Source organism: Bradyrhizobium sp. S3.3.6, assembly GCF_040546905.1.
Classification (GTDB): domain Bacteria; phylum Pseudomonadota; class Alphaproteobacteria; order Rhizobiales; family Xanthobacteraceae; genus Bradyrhizobium; species Bradyrhizobium cytisi.
The window spans coordinates 111,629-131,737 of the sequence record NZ_JBEPOT010000010.1 but is presented as its reverse complement, the minus strand read 5'-3'; the positions used below and the strand labels follow the sequence as shown (position 1 = coordinate 131,737).

Annotated in this window: 19 protein-coding genes; 13 read left to right on the top strand and 6 right to left on the bottom strand. The window is 63.9% G+C overall.

The genetic code is table 11. From position 1 onward, the window contains the following. Window positions 1-5 precede the first annotated feature (5 nt). The 4 genes from ABID59_RS26155 to gntR form a co-directional block, all read right to left on the bottom strand. Window positions 6-752, bottom strand: a complete 747-nt coding sequence (locus tag ABID59_RS26155; protein ID WP_354085293.1) for an SDR family NAD(P)-dependent oxidoreductase — start codon at window positions 750-752, stop codon at window positions 6-8. A 21-nt stretch (window positions 753-773) separates the two neighbouring features. Next, on the bottom strand, window positions 774-1,505 hold the full coding sequence (locus ABID59_RS26150; RefSeq protein ID WP_354085292.1) for an SDR family oxidoreductase: 732 nt from the start codon (window positions 1,503-1,505) through the stop codon (window positions 774-776). A 165-nt stretch (window positions 1,506-1,670) separates the two neighbouring features. Further along, window positions 1,671-3,500, bottom strand: a complete 1,830-nt coding sequence (locus ABID59_RS26145; protein WP_148749423.1) for an IlvD/Edd family dehydratase — start codon at window positions 3,498-3,500, stop codon at window positions 1,671-1,673. Window positions 3,501-3,627: 127 nt separating this feature from the next. Then, window positions 3,628-4,725: an HTH-type transcriptional regulator GntR gene (gene gntR, locus ABID59_RS26140; RefSeq protein ID WP_187434636.1), complete on the bottom strand. Its 1,098-nt coding sequence runs from the start codon at window positions 4,723-4,725 to the stop codon at window positions 3,628-3,630. A gap of 205 nt (window positions 4,726-4,930) precedes the next feature. On the opposite strand from gntR, the gene ABID59_RS26135 reads away from it, so the two are divergent. The 11 genes from ABID59_RS26135 to ABID59_RS26085 all read left to right on the top strand — a co-directional run bounded on the left by ABID59_RS26135 (window position 4,931) and on the right by ABID59_RS26085 (window position 14,986). Continuing rightward, window positions 4,931-5,992, top strand: a complete 1,062-nt coding sequence (locus tag ABID59_RS26135) for an ABC transporter ATP-binding protein (RefSeq protein ID WP_354085291.1) — start codon at window positions 4,931-4,933, stop codon at window positions 5,990-5,992. Between the two features lie 56 nt (window positions 5,993-6,048). Then, complete coding sequence (locus ABID59_RS26130; protein ID WP_354085290.1) at window positions 6,049-7,362, top strand: ABC transporter substrate-binding protein; 1,314 nt, start codon at window positions 6,049-6,051, stop codon at window positions 7,360-7,362. Window positions 7,363-7,430: 68 nt separating this feature from the next. Then, a complete protein-coding gene (locus ABID59_RS26125; protein WP_148749426.1) occupies window positions 7,431-8,378 on the top strand; it encodes a carbohydrate ABC transporter permease in 948 nt (315 codons plus the stop codon). Between the two features lie 2 nt (window positions 8,379-8,380). Continuing rightward, window positions 8,381-9,256: a carbohydrate ABC transporter permease gene (locus ABID59_RS26120; RefSeq protein WP_148749427.1), complete on the top strand. Its 876-nt coding sequence runs from the start codon at window positions 8,381-8,383 to the stop codon at window positions 9,254-9,256. An 89-nt stretch (window positions 9,257-9,345) separates the two neighbouring features. Continuing rightward, a complete protein-coding gene (denD, locus tag ABID59_RS26115; protein ID WP_354085289.1) occupies window positions 9,346-10,332 on the top strand; it encodes a D-erythronate dehydrogenase in 987 nt (328 codons plus the stop codon). Window positions 10,333-10,362: 30 nt separating this feature from the next. After that, entirely contained in the window at window positions 10,363-11,328 is a 966-nt protein-coding gene (locus ABID59_RS26110) for a sugar kinase (RefSeq protein WP_354085288.1), read from the top strand. Window positions 11,329-11,341: 13 nt separating this feature from the next. Next, window positions 11,342-11,992 (top strand): bifunctional 4-hydroxy-2-oxoglutarate aldolase/2-dehydro-3-deoxy-phosphogluconate aldolase, encoded by a 651-nt coding sequence (gene eda / locus ABID59_RS26105; RefSeq protein ID WP_354033998.1) that lies wholly within the window; start codon window positions 11,342-11,344, stop codon window positions 11,990-11,992. A gap of 60 nt (window positions 11,993-12,052) precedes the next feature. Beyond that, window positions 12,053-13,222 carry an acetyl-CoA acetyltransferase gene (locus ABID59_RS26100; protein WP_354085287.1) on the top strand — a complete coding sequence of 390 codons (1,170 nt, stop codon included), beginning with the start codon at window positions 12,053-12,055 and terminating at the stop codon, window positions 13,220-13,222. Window positions 13,223-13,349: 127 nt separating this feature from the next. After that, entirely contained in the window at window positions 13,350-13,553 is a 204-nt protein-coding gene (locus tag ABID59_RS26095) for a hypothetical protein (protein ID WP_354085286.1), read from the top strand. A gap of 574 nt (window positions 13,554-14,127) precedes the next feature. Beyond that, window positions 14,128-14,655: a carboxymuconolactone decarboxylase family protein gene (locus ABID59_RS26090; RefSeq protein WP_354085285.1), complete on the top strand. Its 528-nt coding sequence runs from the start codon at window positions 14,128-14,130 to the stop codon at window positions 14,653-14,655. Between the two features lie 28 nt (window positions 14,656-14,683). Next, window positions 14,684-14,986: a nucleoside triphosphate pyrophosphohydrolase family protein gene (locus ABID59_RS26085; protein ID WP_187434639.1), complete on the top strand. Its 303-nt coding sequence runs from the start codon at window positions 14,684-14,686 to the stop codon at window positions 14,984-14,986. A 7-nt stretch (window positions 14,987-14,993) separates the two neighbouring features. Here ABID59_RS26085 and glsA read toward each other — a convergent pair whose 3' ends face one another. Together glsA and ABID59_RS26075 are read right to left on the bottom strand one after the other, a co-directional pair. Then, window positions 14,994-16,838: a glutaminase A gene (gene glsA, locus ABID59_RS26080; protein WP_354085284.1), complete on the bottom strand. Its 1,845-nt coding sequence runs from the start codon at window positions 16,836-16,838 to the stop codon at window positions 14,994-14,996. A gap of 146 nt (window positions 16,839-16,984) precedes the next feature. Further along, window positions 16,985-17,206: a biotin/lipoyl-containing protein gene (locus ABID59_RS26075; protein ID WP_354085283.1), complete on the bottom strand. Its 222-nt coding sequence runs from the start codon at window positions 17,204-17,206 to the stop codon at window positions 16,985-16,987. Between the two features lie 94 nt (window positions 17,207-17,300). On the opposite strand from ABID59_RS26075, the gene ABID59_RS26070 reads away from it, so the two are divergent. Together ABID59_RS26070 and ABID59_RS26065 are read left to right on the top strand one after the other, a co-directional pair. Beyond that, window positions 17,301-18,275: an IclR family transcriptional regulator gene (locus ABID59_RS26070; protein ID WP_354085282.1), complete on the top strand. Its 975-nt coding sequence runs from the start codon at window positions 17,301-17,303 to the stop codon at window positions 18,273-18,275. Beyond that, the gene (locus ABID59_RS26065; RefSeq protein WP_354085281.1) at window positions 18,205-19,764 is read left to right on the top strand and encodes an acyl-CoA carboxylase subunit beta; all 1,560 of its coding nucleotides are present in this window, start codon (window positions 18,205-18,207) and stop codon (window positions 19,762-19,764) included. The genes ABID59_RS26070 and ABID59_RS26065 overlap by 71 nt, the downstream gene beginning before the upstream one ends. Window positions 19,765-20,109 lie beyond the last annotated feature (345 nt).

Genomic DNA, 20,109 nt, shown 5'->3' with positions numbered 1-20,109 from the left:
GTGCTTCAGTAGGTCGCCCGTCCCCCGGAAATATCAAAGACCGCGCCGGTGGAGAAGGCACAATCTTCGGATGCAAGCCACGCGGCCATCGCGGCGAGCTCTTCCACCAGGACGAAGCGCGCTTTGGGGATTTTCGCCAGCATGAAATCGATATGCTGCTGCGTCATCTGGTCGAAGATCGCGGTTTTCGCCGCCGCCGGCGTCACCGCATTCACGAGAATGTCATGGGCGGCGAGCTCCTTGCCGAGCGACTTCGTCAGCGCGATCAGTCCGGCCTTGGACGCCGAATAGTGCGAGGCGTTCGGATTGCCTTCCTTGCCGGCGATCGAGGCGATGTTCACGATCCGCCCGTATTTCTGCTTGAGCATCACAGGCACGATGGCCTTGCAGACGATGAAGGGGCCGTCGAGGTTGATGCGCAGCACCTTGCGCCATTCCTCGAGATCGGTCTCCCAGACCGGCTTGTTGACGCCGGCGATGCCGGCATTGTTGACGAGGATGTCGATCTTGCCGAAGGCGGCAAGCGTCGCGTCGCGCGCCTGATCGACGCCGGCGGTGTCGGTGACGTCGACCTTGAAGACACGGGCGTTGTCGCCGATCTCCTTCGCCGTCTTCTCGGCCAGCGCGGCGTCGAAATCCCAGATCGCGACCCTGGCGCCGGAAGCTACGAAGCGCTCGGCGATCGCGCGGCCAAAACCCTGCGCACCGCCGGTGACGACAGCGACGCGGCCGTTGAGATCAATCTTGTTCATGAGATGTGATCCCCGGAGTGATCAGAGCATATAGCCGCCGTCGACGACGAGGTCGACGCCGGTGGTGAAGGCGCTTTCGTCACTGCCGAGATAGACCGCCATGGACGCGATCTCGTCGGCGGTGCCGAGCCGGCCCATCTTCTGGCGGGAGACGAACATCTCTTTGCCCTGCGGCCCCTGGGCTGCGGCGCGATCAAGCATCGACGGCGTCTCGACAGTGCCGGGGCAGATCGCGTTGCAGCGGATGCCCTTGGTGATGAAGTCGAGCGCGACAGCGCGGGTCAGCAGCGACACCGCTGCTTTCGACGAGCTGTAGACGTAGCGGTTCGCCGGCGGTCGCAATGCCGCGCAGGACGAGATGTTGACGATGCTGCCGCCACCGCCCGCGAGCATCCCGGGCAGGAATGCCTTGATGGTCCGGTGCATCGACTTGACGTTGAGGTCGAACGAGAAATCAAAATCCTCTTCCGAGCACTCCAGGATGGTGCCGTGATGCACGAAGCCGGCTGCATTGAGCAGGATGTCGATCTTGCCGATCCGCTTGGCGAAGGCGTTGACGTCGGCGGTGTTGCGCACGTCGAGCTTTGCGGTCTCGGCGATGCCTTCCTTGGTCAGGCCCGCGATGCCGGCCTCGTTGATGTCGGTGGCGATGACGGTTGCGCCTTCACGCGCGAATGCGAGGGCGCATGCGCGCCCGATGCCTGCGGCTGCAGCCGTGATGACGGCGCGCTTACCCTTGAGGCGGTCTGCCATGTTATTCTCCCTTGTGTTCATTCGAATGCCAACCCCACCTCATTGCGAGGAGCCCGCGACAAAATTGCAAGGCAATTTTGCGCTGGTGCGACGAAGCAATCCAGGACTGTCTCCGCGGAGATATCTCTGGATTGCTTCGCTTCGCTCGCAATGACGGTGTGGCTGCTAGTGATTATCCCGCGCCACACCGAAGGTGCCGGCGACGTTCTGGTAGCGTGTGGCGATCTCCACGCAGGCGCCGGTGGCGTGCTGGCCAACCGTGTTGCGATAGAGCTCCTGCCACGGCGTCTGGTTCGCCGGATGCTTGAAGCCGCCATTGGCCTTCAGCTCGGCGTGGCGCTTCTTCAGCTCGTCGTCCGAGATCAGGATATTGGCGCTGCCCTTGTTGAGGTCGATGCGGACCTTGTCGCCGGTCTTGAGGATCGCGAGCCCGCCGTTGGCGGCCGCTTCCGGTGAGGCATTGAGGATCGACGGCGAGCCCGAGGTGCCCGACTGGCGGCCGTCGCCGATGCAGGGCAGGGAGTGGATGCCGCGCTTGATCAGGGCGGCCGGCGGCTGCATGTTTACGACCTCGGCGCCGCCAGGATAGCCGATCGGGCCGGTGCCGCGGATGAACAGCACGCAGCGCTCGTCGATGTCGAGCGAGGCATCGTCGATCCGCGCGTGATAATCCTCCGGGCCCTCGAACACGATGGCGCGGCCCTCGAAGGCGTTGAGATCCCCGGGGCTGCTCAAGTAGCGGTCGCGGAATTCCTTGGAGATCACAGAGGTCTTCATGATCGCGGAATCGAACAGATTGCCCCTCAGCACCAGGAAGCCCGCATCCTTCACCAGCGGCTTGTCATAGGCCCGGATCACGTCGTTATCGGGCTTGGGCGCATCCTTGCAGTTCTCGCCGATGCCGCGGCCGTTCACCGTGACCGCGTCCTCATGGATGCGCTTGTGCTTCATCAATTCGCGCACCACGGCCGGCACGCCGCCGGCGCGGTGGAATTCCTCGCCGAGATAGAAGCCGGCCGGCTGCATGTTGACCAGCAGCGGCACGTCGTGGCCGAATTTCTGCCAGTCGTCGATCGACAGCTCTACGCCGATGTGGCGGGCCAGCGCATTGATGTGGATCGGCGCGTTGGTCGAGCCGCCGATCGCCGAGTTGATGACAATGCAGTTCTCGAACGCCTTGCGGGTCAGGATGTCCGACGGCTTGAGGTCTTCCCAGACCATCTCGACGGCGCGCTTGCCGGTCTCGTAGGCGATCTGGCCGCGCTCGCGGTAGGGGGCGGGGATGGCCGCGCAGCCCGGCAGCGAGAAGCCGAGCGCTTCGGCGAGCCCGTTCATGGTCGACGCCGTGCCCATGGTGTTGCAATGGCCGACCGAGGGCGCCGAGGACGCCACGATCTCCATGAACTCTTCATAATCGATCTCGCCGGCGGCAAGCCGCTCGCGCGACTTCCAGACGATGGTGCCGGAGCCGGTGCGCTCGCCGGCATGCCAGCCGTTGAGCATCGGGCCGCCCGACAGCACGATCGCGGGTAGGTTCACGGTCGCCGCCGCCATCATGCAGGCCGGGGTGGTCTTGTCGCAGCCGGTGGTCAGCACCACGCCGTCGAGCGGATAGCCGTAGAGGATCTCGACCAGGCCGAGATAGGCGAGGTTGCGGTCGAGCGCCGCGGTCGGGCGCTTGCCGGTCTCCTGGATCGGGTGGGTCGGGAATTCCATCGCAATGCCGCCGGCCTCGCGGATGCCTTCGCGGACACGGTGGGCCAGCTCGATATGATGCCGGTTGCAGGGGGAGAGGTCGTTGCCGGTCTGGGCGATGCCGATGATCGGCTTGCCGGACTGCAGCTCTGAGCGGGTGAGGCCGTAGTTCAGATAGCGCTCCATGTAGAGCGCCGTCATCCCCGGATTATGCGGGTTGTTGAACCATTCCTGCGAGCGAAGGTGGCGGCGGGTGCCGTTACCGGCGGGCGCATGCCCATTGGTTGGCTTTTTTGTCATTGGTTTCTCCTTCAATGCAAACGCGCGGACCGACGTCCGGGATGTCGATCGATGCGATGCCCGGCAGCGCGAGCATGTAATGACGGCCCGCCTGCTGGCGAACGTTTCCTCACAAATGCGATACTACTCATGGGTCGTTGGTAACGCTATCATTTTGTATGACTGGCGCCCATTCCGCCGCGCGCGGGCCGGCTGCGGGTCGCTGCGTCTGCGAGCTCTGCCGCTCGATCACGGTAAAGCCGAGATCGAGCACGGGCTCTTGGGGACGCTTGCCTTCGATCGCCTCGATCAGCATCGCGGCAGCGGCGCTGCCCATTTCGTAACGGTTGGTCCGCACACTCGTCAGCGTCGGCACCGAGGAGGCCATGAATTCGAGGTCGTTGAAGCCGACGATCGCGATCTGCTCGGGGACCGCGATCTCCCGGCGCCGGCATTCGAAGAGCACGCCGAGCGCGAGGTCGTCATTGGCGCAGAACACCGAGTCGATGCCGGACTCGCGCGCGAGCAGATCGGCGAACAGCGCGCCGCCCAGCGTCACCGAGGTCGGCGTCGCCGTCGTCACGATCAGTCTTTGGTCGAACAGGCCGGCGTCCTTCATGGCCGCGACATAGCCGTCGAGCCGGCGCTGCACCCGCGGATCCATGCGTGCGCCGACGAAGCCGACCTTGCGGTGGCCCTGCGCGAACAAATGAGCAATCGCCGCGCGCGCTGCATCATAATGGGAAAAGCCGATCATCATGTCGACCGGGTTGGGCCCGATCTCCATGATCTGCACGATCGGGCAGTCGGCCGCCTCCAGCATCGCGCGCGATTCCGTGGTCTGGTCGATGCCTGTGACGATCAGTCCCGCCGGCTTCTGCGCCAGAAACAGGCGCAACAGCTTCTCCTCCTGGAGAATGGAGTAGCGTGTGTTGGACAATTGGATCGAGTAGGGGCTGCCTTCGAAAGCGTCATAGATGCCGCGCAGCACGTCGGAGAACACGTTGTTGGTCAGTGACGGAATCAAGACACCAATCACCTCGGTGCGCTGCGAGGCCAGCGCGCGTGCCGCCAGGTTGGGAACATAGCCGAGCTCCTGGGCGGCGCTTTCGACCCGCGTCCGCTTGGCGACCGACAGCGCCTCGGGATTGCGGAAGAAACGGGAGGCGGTAATCGGGCTGACGCCGGCGAGCTCGGCGACTTCTGCCAGCCGAATCTTACCGGACTTGGTGCGCTTTCGACCCATTTGTTGCTCTTAACACAGCCACTCCCGCAAACAAAGGATCGTTGACAGCGCTACCAGCAACGACTAACCAAAGACAAATTGCCAAAGCCGCACAAACTGCTGACAATGTCGCCTGTTAAGAAGGGCTTCGGGTCGGCGAAGTTCAGAAAAAACAAGACGGTGGCGGCGCCACAGTTGCGTCGTCTAAGTCGGAGGAGGGAGCTAGATGTCGTCTGTGCAAATCCGCGACGTGCGGAAATCGTTCGGCAATTTTGAAGTCCTGCACGGCGTCTCGATTCCGATCGAGGACGGCCAGTTCGTCGTTCTGGTTGGCCCCTCCGGCTGCGGCAAGTCGACGCTTCTGCGCATGCTCGCAGGCCTCGAGAACATCACCTCCGGCACCATCTCGATCGGCGACCGCGTCGTCAACAATGTCCAGCCCAAGGAGCGGGACATTGCGATGGTGTTCCAGAACTACGCGCTTTATCCGCACATGACGGTTGGCGAAAACATGGGCTTCTCGCTGAAGCTGCGCAATGCCGGCTCCGACGAGATCAACAAGCGCGTCAAGCGCGCCGCCGAAATCCTCGCGCTGACACCATTGCTCGAGCGCTACCCGCGCCAGCTCTCCGGCGGCCAGCGCCAGCGCGTCGCCATGGGCCGCGCCATCGTGCGCGATCCCCAGGTCTTCCTGTTCGACGAGCCCTTGTCGAACCTCGACGCCAAGCTGCGCGTCGCCATGCGCACCGAGATCAAGGAGCTGCACCAGCGGCTCAAGACCACGACCGTCTACGTCACCCACGACCAGATCGAGGCCATGACCATGGCCGACAAGATCGTCGTGATGCATGACGGTATCGTCGAGCAGATGGGCACGCCGCTCGAGCTCTATGACAAGCCGGAAAACCAGTTCGTCGCCGGCTTCATCGGCTCGCCCGCGATGAACTTCCTGAAGGGGCATGTCCGCGTCAATGGCGTGGCGACCTTCGAGGGGCCGAACGGCGTCAAGCTGCCGCTCAGGAACGCCCCGGCCGGCTCGGATGGCAAGCCTGTGGTCTATGGCGTCCGTCCCGAGCATTTCACCATCGCCGATGACGGTGCCGACGCCGAGATCGTCGTGGTCGAGCCGACCGGCTCGGAGACGCAGGTGTTTGCGAAGGTCGGTGGCGAGCAGGTCGTCGCAGTTTTCCGCGAGCGTCACCAGTTCAACCCGGGCGACAAGGTCAAGCTGAAGCCCGATCCGACTTTGGTGCATCTGTTCGACGAGGCGACGGGCAAGCGCATGTAGCGGCGTTTCGTGACGTAAGACGGCCAAATACAAATATAAAATTCAGGGAGAGAACGATGAGCCATTTCGACAGGCGTAGTGTGCTTAAAGCCAGCCTGGGCGGCGCAGCTTTGCTCGCTGGCCCAGGGATCGTCCCGGTGCGTGCTGCGGAGTGGGCCAACACGCCGGAGCCGAATGCCTCCATTCGCGTGCTGCGCTGGAAGCAGTTCATCCAGGCCGAGTTCGACAAGTTCGCCGAGCAGACCAAGAAGTTCTCCGAGAAGACCGGCGTCAAGGTGAAGCTCGAGGCCGAGAGCTGGGAAGACATCCGGCCGAAGGCCGCGGTTGCCGCCAATGTCGGCGCGGGCCCCGATCTCATCGTCGGTACGCTCGACGATCCCTTCAAATTCCCCGAGAAGCTGATCGACATGACTGACATTGCCGATTATCTCGGCAAGCAGTATGGCGGCTGGTATCCCGTTGCCGAGCGCTACGGCAAGAAGGGCAACAGCTGGATCGCCATTCCGCAAGGCGCGACCGGCGGCTGCCTGAACTACCGCATCAGTCACGTGAAGGCCGCGGGCTTCGACGAATTTCCCAAGGACACCGACGGTTTCCTCAAGCTGTGCCAGGCCCTGAAGAAGAACAACACGCCGGCCGGCTTCGCGCTCGGCCATGCCACGGGCGACGCCAACGGCTGGTGCCAGTGGGCGCTGTGGGCGTTCGGCGGCAAGGTCGTCAACGACAAGAACGAGGTCGTGATCGACTCGCCGGAGACGATCGCCGCGATCGAATACGTCAAGCAGCTCTATGCGACGTTCATTCCGGGCGTGCTGTCGTGGAACGACTCGAACAACAACAAGGCGTTCCTGAACGGCGAGCTCAGTCTCACCCTGAACGGCATCTCGATCTGGACCGTCGGCAAGAACTCCACCGATCCCAAGCAGCAGGAGATCGCCAAGGACATGAACCACGCGCCGATGCCGATCGGGCCCGTGGGCGTGTCGACCGAGCAGCAGAACGTCCTGGTCTACTACGGCTACAAGCACTCGAAGTATCCGAAGGCGGTCAAGGAATTCATCAAGTTCATGATGGACAAGGAGAACTACGACGCGTGGGAGGTTGCCTCCAACGGCTACGTCTCGCCGCCGCTCCCGGCCTATAACGACAACCCGGTCTGGACCTCCGATCCCAAGATCACGCCGTATCGCGACTGCCTGAAGCGTTGCCGCGACAACGGCTATGCCGGCGATCTCGGCTACGCCTCGGCCGCCGTCATGGGCGACTTCGTCGTGGTCGACATGTTCGCGGAGGCCGCCTCCGGACAGGCCACGCCGAAGGAAGCAGCCGCTCGCGCCGCCGAGCGTGCCAAGCGCTACTACCAGGTCTGATCAGCCACAGCCGGCGGCGTCCAGTTCGCTGGGCGCCGCCGTCGTCGTTTCCGTGAGGGGAGTCCGACATGGCAGTTATGGCCGAGCCCGTCGCCGCGCAGGTCAAGCGCAGCAGCCTGTGGTCCAGAGCATTCGAAAGCCGAAACTTTCTCGGCGCGATGTTCATGGTGCCGGCAATCGCCATTCTCATTCTGTTTCTGGCTTATCCTCTGTTGCTGGGGTTGTGGCTCGGCATGACGGATACCAAGATCGGGGGCGTCGGCCGTTACATCGGCTTCGCAAACTTCGTCTCGCTGGCAAAGGACTCCGTGTTCTGGCTGTCGGTGTTCAACACGATTTTCTACACGGTGGCCGCCAGCGTCGTGAAATTCGCGATCGGCCTTTACCTGGCGCTGCTGCTCAATGAGCGGCTGCCGTTCAAGTCGATGATCCGGGCGATCGTGCTGTTGCCCTTCGTGGTGCCGACGGTGCTCTCGGCGATCGCGTTCTGGTGGATCTATGACAGCCAGTTCTCGATTATTTCCTGGGTGCTGATCAAGGCCGGCCTGATCACGCACTACATCGACTTCCTCGGCGATCCCTGGAATGCGCGCTGGTCGGTGGTCGTGGCCAATATCTGGCGCGGCGTGCCCTTCGTGGCGATCACGCTGCTCGCGGGATTGCAGACCATCTCGCCCTCGCTCTATGAGGCCGCCAATCTCGACGGCGCCACCAATCTGCAGCGCTTCCGACACATCACGCTGCCGATGCTCTCGCCGATCATCGCGGTCGTGATGACGTTCTCTGTGTTGATGACCTTCACCGACTTCCAGCTGATCTACACCATCACCCGCGGCGGGCCGATCAACGCCACGCACCTGATGGCGACGCTGTCGTTCCAGCGCGCCATCACCGGCGGTAATCTCGGCGAGGGCGCGGCGATCTCGAACGCAATGATCCCGTTCCTGGTCGCGGCGATCCTGTTGAGCTTCTTCGGGCTTCAGCGCTCCCGCTGGCAGCAGGGCGGAAGGGACTGACCATGAGCACAGCGGACGACCAAAGCGTCGGAATGGACTACCTGGAAAGTTTTCCGCGGAAGTTTCTCCGCGTCTACCTTCCGCTCGGCCTGATCATGGTCTTCCTGCTGTTCCCGTTCTACTGGATGACGGTCGCGACCTTCAAGCCGGATGCGGAGATGTACGACTACGAGAAGTACAATCCGTTCTGGATTTTGCATCCGACGTTCGAGCACATCACAAAACTGTTCTTCGAGACCGACTATCCGCTGTGGATGTGGAACACCATCATCGTCTCGGTGTCCTCGACCTTCATCTCGCTGTTCGCCAGCGTCTGCGCGGCCTATGCGATCGAGCGTCTGCGCTACAAGGGCTCGCGCTATGTCGGCCTGGCGATCTTCCTCGGCTATCTCGTCCCGCCCTCGATCCTGTTCATTCCGCTGGCCGCGATCGTGTTCCAGCTCGGCTTGTTCGACGGCAATCTGGCGCTGATCCTGACCTATCCGACCTTCCTGATCCCGTTCTGCACCTGGCTCCTGATGGGCTATTTCCGCACCATTCCCTACGAGCTTGAGGAATGCGCGCTGATCGACGGGGCGACGCGGCTCCAGATCCTGACCAAGATCACGCTGCCGCTGTCGCTGCCGGGGGTGATCTCGGCGGGCATCTTCGCCTTCACACTGTCCTGGAACGAGTTCATCTACGCGCTGACCTTCATCTCCTCGTCGGAAAACAAGACGATTCCCGTCGGGGCCATCACCGAGCTCGTCAATGGCGACGTCTACCATTGGGGTGCCCTGATGGCGGCGGCCCTGACCGGCTCGGTCCCCGTAGTTATCCTTTATTCCTTCTTCGTAGAGTACTATGTGTCGGCGATGACCGGCGCCGTGAAGGAATGATCGCGGGGCCCGCCTGAGAACGCGCCAAGAACGTCTCAAAAGGGACTTTCAGGAGCGGCGCGTTCCGGCCAATAAGAAGGAGTAGGCTCTTGCACATTCTGGTTCTGGGCGCTGCCGGCATGGTCGGCCGCAAATTGTGTGAACGGCTGTTGCGCGACGGCCGGCTCGGCAAGAGCGACATCACCAAGCTGACCATGCACGACGTGGTCGAGCCCAAGAAGCCGGAGAAGGCCGGTTTCTCCGTCGAGACCGTCTCGGGCGACTTCGCCGTCCCGGGTGCTGCCGAAAAGCTGATCGCCGGCCGCCCCGACGTGATCTTCCATCTCGCTGCGATCGTCTCTGGCGAGGCCGAGCTCGATTTCGACAAGGGCTACCGCATCAATCTCGACGGCACGCGGATGCTGCTGGATGCCGTCCGCCTCGTCGGTGGCGGCTACAAGCCGCGTGTGGTGTTCACGTCCTCGATCGCGGTGTTCGGTGCGCCGTTTCCGGATGCGATCGGCGACGAGTTCTTCCACACGCCGCTGCTCAGCTACGGCACCCAGAAAGCGATCGGCGAGCTGCTGCTTGCGGATTATTCGCGCCGTGGCTTCCTCGACGGCATCGGCATTCGCCTGCCGACCATCTGCATCCGTCCCGGCCTACCCAACAAAGCGGCTTCGGGCTTCTTCTCCAACATTCTGCGCGAGCCGCTCGCCGGCAAGGAAGCGGTCCTCCCGGTGTCCGAGGACGTCCGCCACTGGCACGCCACGCCGCGCTCGGCGGTCGGCTTCCTGCTTCACGCCGGCACCATGGACCTCGCCAAGGTCGGTCCGCGGCGCAACCTGACCATGCCGGGCTTCTCGGCCACGGTCGGTGAGCAGATCGCCGCGCTCAGGCGGGTTGCCGGCGACAAGGTCGCGGCGCGCATCAAGCATGAGCTCGATCCGTTCATCGCAGGCATTGTCGGCGGCTGGCCGCGCAATTTCGAGGCGAATCGGGCGCGCGAGCTCGGCTTCACCACCGAAGAGAAGAGCTTCGACGATATCATCCGCATTCACATCGACGACGAGCTCGGCGGCAATTTCGTTGCCTGATCGTTGGAGATGAACAGCCTGGATATGACGATGGCGAGCGTTGCTTGCATCGGTGAATGCATGGTCGAGCTCCGGCAGGCCCAAGGTGGGCAAGCCGGGCAGGGCGGTGGCCTGTTCTCGCGCGGCTTCGGCGGCGACACCCTCAACACGGCGGTGTATCTGGCGCGGCTCGAGGTCAAGGTCGACTATCTCACCGCGCTCGGCGACGATGGCATGAGCGAGGAGATGATCGCGGCCTGGAATGCCGAGGGCGTCGGCACGCGCCGCGTGGTGCGGCTGCCGGGCAAGCTGCCGGGCCTCTACATGATCCAGCTCGATGCCAATGGCGAGCGTCAGTTCTTCCACTGGCGCGACAGTGCAGCGGCGCGCCAGCTGATGAGCCTGCCGGAGACCGACGAGCTCCTGAACTCGCTGATGAGCTATGACATCGTCTATCTCTCCGCGATCACGCTCTCGATCTACGAGGCGGCCGGACGCGATCGCCTGTTCGCGGCGATCAAGCGCGCCCGGCTGCTCGGCACCCGTTTGGTGTTCGACACCAATTTTCGCGCGCGCGGCTGGCCGGACCGCGACGTCGCGCGCGAGGTGTTCGCCGCGGCGTTTGCAGCCGCCGATATCGTGCTGACCTCGACCGAGGATCTGCTCGCGCTCTATCCCGGCGAGAGCCCCGAGCAATTGATGGCGCGCATCCCCACGCCCGAGCTGGTGTTCCGGCTCGCCGAGCCTGTCAGCCTGCTGCGCTTTCCCGGCGGGACCAGCGAGGTCCGCGCCGAACCAATGACCAAGCCCGTGGTCGACACCACAGCGGCCGGCGACAGCTTTGCTGCGGCCTATATCGCGGCTCGCCTCGCCGGTTCCGAACCTGTCGAGGCCGCCCAGGCCGGGCATCGCCTCGCCAGCCTCGTGATCTGCTATCCTGGTGCCATCATTCCGGGCTATGCCATGCCGCCGAAGAAGCGGCACCGGCCCGCGACCACGCGTCAAGCGACCAAGTAAAACGAAAGCCAAGATGACCACCGCTGCCCAACAGAACCACCTCGTCGCGCTGTTCAAGACCGCGACCGTCATTCCCGTCCTCACCATCGAGCGTATCCAGGATGCCGTGCCGCTGGCGCGTGCGCTGGTGGCCGGTGGCGTCCGCACGCTAGAGGTGACCCTGCGCACCCCCGTCGCGATCGAGGCAGCAAGGGCGATGATGGCCGAAGTGCCCGAGGCGGTCGTCGGCATCGGCACGATTCTCAATCCGGCCGACTTCACCCGTGTCGAGAAGCTCGGCGTCGCGTTCGGCATCAGCCCGGGCCTGACACCCGATCTGCTGAAGGCCGCCACCGATAGCTCCTTGCCGTTTGCGCCGGGCATTGCCACGGCGTCCGAACTGATGATGGCGTTGTCCTACGGCTTCGACGTCGCAAAATTCTTCCCGGCCGAGCAGGCCGGCGGCATCAAGGGCCTCCGCGCGCTCGGCGGACCATTCCCGAATGTGCGGTTCTGCCCGACCGGCGGGGTCGGCGAGGCCAATGCGGCGAGCTGGCTCGCCGAACCCAATGTGGTTGCGGTCGGCGGTTCCTGGCTGTGCCCGACGGCGGAGATCAGGGCCGGGAACTGGGCCGGCATAACTGCCATCTGCCAGCGCACCCTCCAGGCCCTTAAACCTGCGTGAAGTCTTGCCGTCCCTGGGCTAAGACTTAGCTCAGCAAGAGACCGCCAGGGAGAAAAGACCATGACCGCCAGCATCGTCGGGTGGGCGCATACGCCGTTCGGCAAGTTCGACACCGAAACCGTCGAAAGCCTCGTCACCCGCGTCGCCAACGAGGCGATGGCCGATGCCGGCATTTCGGCCGCCGATGTCGACGAGATCGTGCTCGGCCATTTCAACGCCGGCTTCTCGGCGCAGGATTTTACCGCCTCGCTGGTGCTCCAGGCCGACCCGAAGCTGCGCTTCAAGCCGGCGACCCGCGTCGAGAACGCCTGCGCCACCGGCTCCGCGGCCGTGCACCAGGGCCTGCGCGCGATCGCCGCAGGGGCCGCCAAGATCGTGCTGGTCGTCGGCGTCGAGCAGATGACCCGCACCCCGGGTCCGGAGATCGGCAAGAACCTGCTCAAGGCGTCGTACCTGCCTGAGGACGGCGATACCGTCGGCGGTTTCGCCGGCGTGTTCGGCAAGATCGCCAGCTCCTATTTCCAGAAATACGGCGACCAGTCGGATGCGCTGGCGCTGATCGCGGCCAAGAACCACAAGAACGGCGTTGCCAATCCCTTCGCCCAGATGCGCAAGGATTTTGGCTTCGAGTTCTGCCGCGCCGAGAGCGAGAAGAATCCGTATGTCGCGGGCCCGTTGAAGCGCACCGACTGCTCGCTGGTCTCCGACGGCGCGGCCGCGCTGGTGCTGGCCGATGCCGAGACCGCCAAGGGCATGGGCAAGTCGATCGGCTTCCGAGCCACCGCGCACGCGCAGGACTTCCTGCCGATGTCCAAGCGCGACATCCTTCAGTTCGAGGGCTGCACCATCGCCTGGCAGCGCGCGCTGGAGCAGGCGGGCGTTGCGCTCACCGATCTCTCCTTCGTCGAGACCCATGACTGCTTCACCGTCGCCGAGCTGATCGAGTACGAAGCGATGGGCCTGACGCCGAAGGGGCAGGGCGCCCGCGCCATCAAGGAAGGCTGGACGCTCAAGGACGGCAAGCTGCCGGTCAATCCGTCCGGCGGGTTGAAGGCCAAGGGCCATCCGATCGGCGCCACCGGCGTCTCTATGCATGTGATGACCGCGATGCAGCTCGCAGGGCAAGCGCCCGAGGGCATGCAGCTCAAGAACGCAAAGCTCGGTGGCATCTTCAACATGGGCGGCGCCGCCGTCGCCAACTACGTCTCCGTCCTGGAGCCGCTGAAGTAGGTCTCGTCGGGTGGGCAATGGCGCGTGCGCGCCGTGCCCGCCTTTTTCTCGCGCTAGATCATGGTGGGCACGCTGCGCTTTTGCCCACCCTACCTACCGCTCCTGATTGATTTGCAGGGGATGTATTATGAGCAATAGCTACGAAGATTCGCTTCCTCTCGACGCCCTCAACGAGCGCATCGCGATCCTCGAGGACAATATCCGCCAGCTGATCGAGCAGGCCGCGGCCGCCTCGGGCGAGCAGAACGAGTCGCGGATCGCCGACCGCATCAGCCAGCAGAACGACGAGCTCGACCGTCTCATCAAGATCCGCGACTCCCGCAAGAAATAGCGGACGCATCGTGCATGCGGCCATACCGCGGCCGCCCTTGCGCGCGCGAAAGCTGGTCCCGTTCTTTGAAGAAGACGTAGTGGGATTCCGTCATTCGGGGGCGGTCCCAAGAAAAACAACTTGGGACCGAGCCTGGAACGGGTATTCTGGGCCTGGCTTGTGCGAAGGCCACCCCGGAATGACGAAAACTCTCACACGCTAGCTCAACGCCCGTAGAACAAGATGCTGGCGATGACCAGCATCGCCGTCACCGCCAGCATATGCGCGAGCGCACCCGAGGCCGCCCCCTTGGTGGCTTCCTTCATGCCAATTTCTCCCTAGACTTGGGCGTGACTCGTCGTTGCGTGGTGAGCGCAAGGACGGCCAGTTTATTTTACTCGGAACACCCCACTTCGCGTATTCGCCGCGATCAAGTCCCCACGTGGCGAATATCGACTGTACCAAGGTCGATCAGCAATGCGGCGGCATTTTGACTCGATGTTGTTGCTCCTGCGTCGCTGCGCGAATACAATTTTTCGGGAACTTGCCCCGACAACGACAATAAGCATCAAAGGCTCAAGGAAAAAATTCCACCATGGCCCGCATCGACTACAGCGATCCGTCCAAGGCATCCGACCGCACCCGCGAAATCCTCGACAAGAACCGTAATGCCAACATCTTCCGCATGATGTCGCATTCGCCGAGCTATTTTGAGCAGTACTGCCGCCTCGGCGGCGCCATCCGCCACAAGGGCGAGCTCGATCCGATCGTGCGCGAGCTCGCGATTACGCGCACCGGCATTTTGTGCGAGGCGCCGTACGAAATCATCGCGCACAAGCGCATCGGCAAGAACGTCGGCGTCACCGACGCGCAGAACGAGGCACTGGACAACTGGCAGGTCGCTGACTGTTTCGACGAGACGCAGCGCGCCGCGCTCGCCTTCACCGACGAGATCGTGAAGCTGAAGAAGCCGACGGATGCGACCTTCAAGGCGATTGCGGCAAAACTGACGCCGGCAGCGCTCGTCGAGCTGCAGCTCTCGGTCGGCTTCTACATCATGACGTCAAAGTTCCTGGAGACATTCGAGATCGATCTCCAGCCCGTCACCGAAGTGGTGGGCTGAACCAAGGCTTGGCTTGCGAGGGATGATCATGACTATCGATGAATATGCGGCTTGGGCCGCAACCATTGCCAAGGTCGATGAGCATCCCTCGAACGAGCGGCTGTCCTATCTCGGGCTCGGCCTCGCCGGTGAAGCGGGCGAGGTGGCCGACCACATCAAGAAGCTGCTGCGCGACGACTGGCTCGACAAGGCGGGTCTCGTCGACGAGCTCGGCGATGTCATCTACTACTGGGCCTGCCTGTGCGCTGCGACCGGCCAGCAGCCATCCGAATTGCTCAAGGCCAGCGCAGCCAAGATCAAGCGGCGGCTCAGCGAGGCGGCGAGCCGGTAGGCTCAGCTCACGTCGACGTCAGGATGTCGACCTTGGTGTTGGCGACGATCAGGCGATCGGCCAGGAGCTGCGCCAGATTGCGCATGATGCGCTCGGAGGCGCGCGGGTGCTGCCTGCGAAAACGCTCGAAATCCTTCAGCGGCACTTCGAAGGCGGTCGCGGCCATGTCCGCGAACACATCGGCTGAGCGGGCGGTCTCGATCAGCGCCATCTCGCCAAAGGCCATGCCCGCGGTCAGCGTCGCGAGCCTGACGCCGTCGGGCAGGGTGACATGCACCGCGCCGCTGCGCAGGAAGAACAGAGCGTCCGCAGGATCGCCTGTCGTGAGGATCTTTGCGCCGGACTGATAGGTCCGGATCGTGCAGATCGAGGCGAGGTCCGTCAGCTCTTCCGCACTCAGGCCGTCGAGCAGCGGCTGTTCGGACAGCTCGGTGGTCTCGTGAAAATCGATCGAGCCGCCATAGCGGTAGACGATCTGGTCTTCCGCCCATTCGATCGCGGTATCGAGCAGATAGAAGTCGCGGACGTTCTTCAGCTCCGCAGTCCATTCCCGCAGCGTATTCCACTCCTTCGACGCGCGCCTGATGCCGGATATCACCACCGTGACGTTGAGCGCGGCGAGATCCTCGAAGGCCTCCGCGATCAGCCGCGCGCCGGCCCGCGTGGTGGCGGTCACACGGTGTAGGTCGAAGATCACGAATTGCGGCCGCGGCCGCTCCGCCAGCCGGCGCGAGACGTAGTCGACCGCCGACAGCGACAGCGTGCCCACCAGCTCGATGACCCGCACCTCCTGCTCGTGCGCGGCCAGGATGTCGCGCTCCTGCTGGCGGCGAACGCGGCGTGACGGGCTCTTGCCGATGTCGTAGTCGGCGATCACCGCGTTGCGGGCGTCGTCGCTACGGTTGAGCATGTGCAGATCGTAATGCGAGGACAGCGCCTCGCAGACCTTGATGCCGCGCACGCTGTTGCCGTGCTTGTCGAGCTTCGGCGAATAGCTGCCGAGCCCGAGGCGGGCGGGGAGCGCCGCCAGAATGCCGCCGCCGACGCCGCTCTTGGCGGGAATCCCGATCCGGTAGATCCACTCGCCGGCATAGTCGTACATGCCCGATGACGTCATCACCGACAGCGAGCGCGAGATCGCGTAAGGCGTCAGCACCTGCTCGCCGGTGACCGGATTGACGCCGCGATTGGCGAGCGTTGCCGCCATCACCGCGATGTCACGCGCGGTGACAAGCACTGCGCATTGCCGGAAATAGACGTCGAGCACGCCGGCGACGTTGTCCGAGATCACCGCATTGGTCTTGAGGAGATAGCCGATGGCGCGATTGCGGTCGCCGGTCTGGCTCTCCGACGTGTACACAGCTTCGTCGACGGCGAGGTCGCGTCCGGCAAAGCGGCTGAGAGCGAGCCGGATCTGCTCGAAAGCCTCAGCGCCCTTGCTGTCGTAGATCAGCCCGGTGCAGGCGATCGCGCCGGCATTGACCATCGGATTGAACGGATGGTTCTCCGCATTGAGCCGGATCGAGTTGAAGGGATCGCCCGAGGGCTCGACGCCGATCGCGCTCTCGACCTTGCCTGCGCCGAGCAAGTCCAGCGCCAGCGCGAACACGAACGGCTTCGACATCGACTGGATGGTGAAGGGCACCCGGCTGTCGCCCACTTCATAGACATGGCCGTCGAGCGTCGCGAGGCTGATGCCAAAATAGGCAGGGTCGGCCTTGCTCAGCTCGGGAATGTAGTCCGCGACATGGCCCGAGGTCTCGGCGGAGAATTCATTGAGGCACGTGTCGAGAAACCGCAGCAGCGGCGGCTTCGAGCGGGTCCAGGCGGAGGCGGGCGGTTGCGCTATCATCGGCTCCCTTGTGCAACGCAATCAGGGCACGCGCAACCCGTCCGGCACCTCGGTCCGCCGTGACGTCCGAACGCAAGACGCCGCGCAGCATCGCGATATGATCTGTTTCAGATTGTCGCGGATGAGAAGCCGCTGGCAGCGCGTGCTCAGCTCGCGACGATCGCGATCGTCTGGCCTTCGGCGACGAGGTCATCGATCTTCACGAGCAGTGATGTGAGCGTGCCTGAAGCGGGCGTGGATACCGGTATCTCCATCTTCATGGCTTCGACGACCACAACGTCATCGCCATCGGCGACGGTTCCTCCAACTTGCACGGGAGTTGCGCAGATGCGGCCGGCGACCTCCGTGATGATCTTAATTTCTGGCATGCCATCGCCTTTTTGTTGTGGTGGCAAAATGCCTGAGGTAGCGTCGTCTGCAAGCGGAATTTAATTCCGCACAGCGGAACAATCGGTAGGGATCATGGGACGACGTTCGGAGCGGTTGAGCAGGCAAGGTGCACTCGCTGGCGATGCCGGTGAAGGTGATGTCATCCAGGTGGTGTCGCGCGCGTTCGACGTGTTGCGATGCTTCGAGGGCCACGATAGCAGGCTCGGCAATCTGGAGATTTCGAATCGCTGCGGCTTGCCGCGCTCGACCGTGTCGCGGCTCACGCACACGCTGACGCGCATGGGGCAGCTGGTCTATCTGCCGCGTGACCAGAAGTATCGTATCGGTCCGAGCGCGGTGGCGATGAGCGCCTCGATGATGAAGGGCGCGCAGCTGCGCAGCATGATCCGCCAGCGGCTGCAGGAAGTCGCCGAGCAATTGCCGGGCACTGTCGGCTTCGTCGTGCCCGATCGCTTCCATCTCGTCTATCTCCAGTTCGCGCGCTCGGCCTCTGCGCTCGGTCTGCACGAGGGCACCGGCAGCCGCATCTCGATGGCCTCGACCGCGGCGGGCGCGGCTTACACCGCGGCCTTGTCGCCGGAAGTCGGCGATGCCTACATCGCCGAGATGGAGCGCGAAGCGCCTGAGGCTGCAAAAATCCTGCGGCCTCGCATCGAGGCCAACCGGCAGTCCCTGCACGAGCGCGGCTACGTCACGGCCTGCGGCCTGTGGAGCCCGCATATCAACGGGCTCGCGGTACCGATCTGGTCGCCGCAGTATCAGACCTTCGTTGTCGTCACCATCGGCCTTCTCTCGGCGATGTACGACGAGCAGCGTCTGCATGCCGAAGTCGCGCCGCCGATGGTCGCGCTCGGCCGTTCGCTCGGCAGCCTGATGGAGGGCGCGGAAGGCGACGTCTTCAACGCGCGCATCCCGCGCAAACCGGTCGCAATGGCCGTGCACAACAATAACAAGCCGATCAATTCGGAGGGAGTGAATGAACTGGAAGCCGGAACTCGACGAGCTCGCCCGGCGCGAAGCCTTCGCGCGGGAGATGGGCGGCGTTGACAAGGTCAAGCGACAGCATGACCAGGGCCGGCTGACTGTTCGGGAACGCATCGACAGACTGGTCGACAAGGGCAGCTTCCACGAGATCGGTGCCGTTTCCGGCATCGGTGAGTACGATCCCAAGGGCGAGCTGAAAACCGTGACGCCGGCGAACTGCGTGTTCGGCCGCGCGCGCGTCGACGGCCGCACATTGGTCGTCGTCGGCGACGATTTCACGGTTCGCGGCGGCTCGGCGGATGCGTCGATCTCGGCAAAGCCCTTGATGGCGGAGGAGATGGCGCACGACTTCCGTCTGCCCATCATCCGCATCATCGAGGGCTCCGGCGGCGGCGGCTCGGTCAAGACCATCGAGACCAAGGGCGCGGCCAACCTGCCGGGTGGCATCGGCGGCACGCGCTGGTATCGCTTCACGACCGAGAATCTGTCGCGCGTGCCGGTGGTCGCGCTCGGCCTCGGCTCGGTTGCGGGCTTAGGCGCCGCGCGTCTGGCCGCAAGCCACTATTCCATCATGACGCGGAAGTCCGCGATGTTCGTCGCGGGTCCGCCGGTGGTGAAGGCGCTGGGGCAGAACCTCTCGAAGGAGGAGCTCGGCGGCGCCGAGATCCAGACCCGCGCCGGTGCGGTCGATCATGCCGTCGACACCGAGGAGGAAGCTTTTGCCTGCGCGCGGCGCTTCCTGTCCTATCTGCCGTCATCGGTCTACGAGCTGCCGCCGACCTTGCCCTGCATCGACAATCCGGAGCGCAGCGAAGAGGCGCTGATGAATGCGGTGCCGCGCAACCGCAAGCAGGTCTACAAGATGCGGCCGATCATCGAGCAGGTGGTCGACAAGGGCTCGTTCTTCGAGGTCGCCAGTAATTTCGGCAAGCCGATCATTGTTGGTCTGGCGCGGCTCGAGGGCAGGGCGGTGATGTTGCTCGCCAGCGACAGCTTCCACTATGGCGGCTCCTGGACGGCGGATGCCTGCCAGAAGGTGGTGCGCTGGGTCGACTTCGCCGAGACCTTCCATCTGCCGATCGTCTATCTCATGGATTGCCCTGGCTTCATGATCGGTCTCGACGCCGAGAAGGCGGCGACGATCCGCCACGGCGTCCGCGCCATGGCCGCGGTCAACCAGACCACCGTGCCCTGGTGCACCGTGATCCTGCGCAACGCCTTCGGCGTCGCCGGCGTGGTGCATCAGCCGGCCGACCGCTTCTCGATCCGCTACGCCTGGCCGTCGGCCTATTGGGGCTCGCTGCCGCTCGAGGGCGGCATCGAAGCCGCCTACCGCGCCGACATCGACGCGGCCGAGGACAAGGCCGCCAAGCTCAACGAGATCCAGGAGCGGCTGAACAAGCTGCGCTCGCCGTTTCGCTCGGCCGAAAAATTCTGGGTCGAGGAGATCATCGACCCGCGCAAGACGCGCTCGCTGCTGTGCGAGTTCGCACGGCTCGCCGAGCCGCTGCGAAAAGCAGGACCGCCGGAGAACATGACGATCCGGCCGTAGGTTTCGTCGGGCCTCAGGAACGATTTTCGGCGCTCCGCATTCAACCCGCATGAGGAACCTGTATTTCGGCATCGGCGCTCTCGCCGGCGCGCTGGTTCTCCTCACGGTTTGGCTGGGCCAGCACGAACGCCAGGCGTCAATCGATCGCCTCGAGCAATGGGAGCTTCCGCGCTCACCTGAGCGCTAGAGCATGATGATCAGGCTCGATGTGGCAACGAGTGAGATGCGCTCCCTCCCTCGCTTGCGGGGGAGGGTTGGGGAGAGGGTGTCTCCACAACGGGACAGTCCCCAAGAGGAAAGAACCCTCACCCGGCGCGCAGGACGATGCTTCGCATCGCCCGGACG